Consider the following 3,175-nt stretch of genomic DNA (forward strand, 5'->3'; position numbering starts at 1 on the left):
GACCCTCCCCTGAATGGTTCAAACCGCAAAGGCTGGCGCTTGTGGCATCCGTGGTTCTCTAGTCGCGCGCTGTGAGCAGGTTTCGGGTGTAAGGAAGAGGTATGACATGGTTGATTTCAAACGACAGGAATTGTTCAATCTGGTATGGTCGATGCCGCTATCGGCTATTGCGAAGCAACATGGCCTTCGTGACACGACTATCGCCAAAGCCTGCGAAGAAAATGATGTCCCCCGGCCAGCACCTGGATATTGGGAGAGGCAGCGATACGGCAAGTTCGATCTCAAGCCTGATCTGAACAACACGCGATTTCGCCCGGATGATCTGGTTACCATTAAGAAGCATCCGGGGCCGTTGCGGTTGGTGAGTGATATGGACAGCCAGCACGATAGGATTCCCGATCTAGTTCGTAGGCTGATCGATGCGGGATGTAATCCAGTCGCTGTGTCGAATTATTACTGTCTAGAGGAACCGGACCAGCCTGAGCAGGCCAGGAATGTAATGCAGATTCTGGCAGATTTCGGCCCTCGGGACCATCTCCGAGGTGAAATCGTAGAGTATCTTGGACGTATCGGGCGTGTGCTTGATCTCTGACCTCGGTTCGCAATTCAAGCGCCTAAAGCGTCGAATGTCACCGCAGGCGTCGGGAGCAGCAAATGACCATTGACGAACTTTCAACAGACCCAGAATTCAACATAGCATTCCAGCCCATCATCCATGGGTCGGATGGCAGCATCTTCGGCTATGAAGCCTTAGCGCGGCCGAAATCCGGCATTAGTCCTCTGCTCTATTTTAATGCCTTGCAAGGTGAAGCGCTCACCGTTGCTGATTGTCGATGCCGCCACCTCGCGCTCGCTCTCGCGCGATTGAATCGAGTCTCCGGGAGTCTCTGCTTGAATATCCTCCCATCCTCGATCATGCATCCGATATACGGTATCGCAGCAACGATTTCGCTCGCGCGACAGATTGGATTTTGTCTGGAACACCTCATTTTCGAGATTACCGAGCATGAGCCGATTGGCGACTATCAGCGGGTTCGCGCATGCTTGGATGCCTCCCGCAACGAGGGAGTGAGATTCGCTCTTGACGACTTCGGAGCCGGCTTCAATGGTCTGTCGACCTTGATGGAACTTCGACCGGAGTTCGTAAAGTTCGATAGTTCCCTCGTCGGTAAAATTGGCCAGGATGTCGAACAAACATGCTTCATCACCTCGATCATTGGGGGGTGTCGGGCGTTCGGGAGCCGTTTAATCGCCGAGGGCGTTGAAACGGGGGAAATTTTCGCTGACCTGCGATCGCGCGAGTTCGATCTGATGCAAGGCTATTACTGTGGAAAGCCGACTTTGGCCCCATCGCGAGCAGACTGCACGGCGGCCTAACTCGGGAGAATTGCTTCTGGCTAGAGATGGCGATAACGGATACATGTACGACTAAAAATCAAGTCAATACCAAGCGTTATCTTATGTGCCACGAACCCTGCCTTATTACGCACTTCATAAAGTTCTCTCGCTATGAAAGTAGGTTCCGAGGAGAAGGCTCTGAGAGCCACGCACGCCTTCTGGCGTTGGGGCTGCTTGGCCCAAGAAATGAACGTCTTGCATATTCAACTTGGAGATTTTCGAATGCCTGACCGATTTGTATCCCCCGCTCTACAGGGAATGGACATTACATCTTTCCTCACCGTTCCTTTGGCGGGCGTTGAAGCCGAAATCTATAACGGCATATGGAATGCAGTGATTGATAGGAAGCTGCAGTCTGGTATGAAGCTGGAGGAAGCCGCCCTAGGGGAAATATACGGTGTAAGCCGCACGGTTATCCGCAAGGTGCTAGTGATTATGGAACAGGACGGCATCGTAGAACTGCCTCTGAATCGTGGCGCCTATGTTGCATCACCGAGTAGAGAGGACGGCTTGCAAGTGTTGGAGGCGGCATCAGTGCTTTACCAGCACTTCGCTCGAAAACTTGCGCTTAATCCTAAAGGCCTGACGGACCAAGATCGCGAACGCATACAGCTACATCTACAAGCTGAAGAGCGAGCCCATAACGAGCAGAAAGTTCAGGCTTCTCGTCGTATGCGAAGTGAACTGGGCACGCTCCTCGGTCTCCTCTCCGGAAATGCACTTTTGGCTGGTACAATGGCAAGATACATGGTCCGTGCTATTCTGGCACTGTCTCTCCACCAGAAGGGTCCAGCACCCGACAGCCGCGCACTGGGTAAAACGATCGTCGACGCAATCAGCAAGGGCGATGCAGAGAAGGCCGTCGAGACGATCCGAATTTACAGTGCGCTCCTGATGCAAAGCATGAACCTCGTGATGGACGATCATACCGCTGATCTGAGATCAATCTTAGGTCACGCAGCGAAACCCCGTTGAATGTCCGCAAGGGTTCCAGACATCTGGGCTCAGATGACGCGTTCTGCACGGGATGGAGTCATTGCCGCGCCGAAGCTGAGGCCTTGAATGTAGTCCCATAAAGTCGCTTTGCCTTGGCCCGTGCGACGACAACTCCTAAACGCCCTTAATTTGAGTTGCTGGTTGAAGGACGACATGAAGTCTGGAAAGTGCCCGCAGTCCGAGACCTCGGCGGGCTGCTACCATTTGAGCGGCGGCCGGGGCTGGATCCTGAATCGGGCTTCCACGTTTTAAAATGAGGTTCGTCGAATGACGCGTCCATTGTCGGCGCCGACTACGACCTCATACCGCGCTCCAGCACGAAACACTCTGTAGGTGTACGTACTTCCTCCACAGTCCTTAACTTCAACGTTGTGGAAACCAAGCTCTTCCAGCTCGTCTTTGGTCTCGCCACACGAAATTGGTTTTCCGTCAGCAAGGTACGTTCCTATCCTTAGCCTGATATCAGCGGTCTCGAATAGCTGTGCCTGTGCGAATTCGATATCGAGGTTCGCCAAAAGGACAACTGCTAAAGTAAATGAGCTATTCCTTTTCAAGGCACTTGCTCCGTCGCCGTCGCGGTTGCTTTATACGTGACAAGATTCATTTTCGCAAGGAGCGTGTAAGATAGCACTGGAGACCGCCTACATTCTGGGTAACACTCAAGCTGTGATTGCGTGGTCTACCACTGGAGACCGTGAAGGTGTCGGCGAAACAACGACCCCTTGCGCTGGTGATGTCTACCAGGTGATTTTGAGGCCACCCATGACCTTGCCGGCAACGT

3 protein-coding genes are annotated in these 3,175 nt (G+C 53.1%); all 3 read left to right on the top strand.

Annotated elements, in window-relative coordinates; translation table 11 throughout:
- Positions 1 to 106: 106 nt before the first annotated feature.
- The 3 genes from LH464_RS24140 to LH464_RS24150 all read left to right on the top strand — a co-directional run bounded on the left by LH464_RS24140 (position 107) and on the right by LH464_RS24150 (position 2,373).
- Positions 107 to 592: a hypothetical protein gene (locus LH464_RS24140; RefSeq protein ID WP_226788942.1), complete on the top strand. Its 486-nt coding sequence runs from the start codon at positions 107 to 109 to the stop codon at positions 590 to 592.
- 62 nt (positions 593 to 654) lie between these two features.
- A complete protein-coding gene (locus LH464_RS24145; protein ID WP_226788943.1) occupies positions 655 to 1,377 on the top strand; it encodes an EAL domain-containing protein in 723 nt (240 codons plus the stop codon).
- Positions 1,378 to 1,620: 243 nt separating this feature from the next.
- Positions 1,621 to 2,373: a GntR family transcriptional regulator gene (locus tag LH464_RS24150; protein WP_226788944.1), complete on the top strand. Its 753-nt coding sequence runs from the start codon at positions 1,621 to 1,623 to the stop codon at positions 2,371 to 2,373.
- Positions 2,374 to 3,175: the final 802 nt, after the last annotated feature.

This window comes from Pseudorhizobium xiangyangii, from assembly GCF_020531965.1.
In the GTDB taxonomy this organism is placed as follows: Bacteria; Pseudomonadota; Alphaproteobacteria; order Rhizobiales; family Rhizobiaceae; genus Neorhizobium; species Neorhizobium xiangyangii.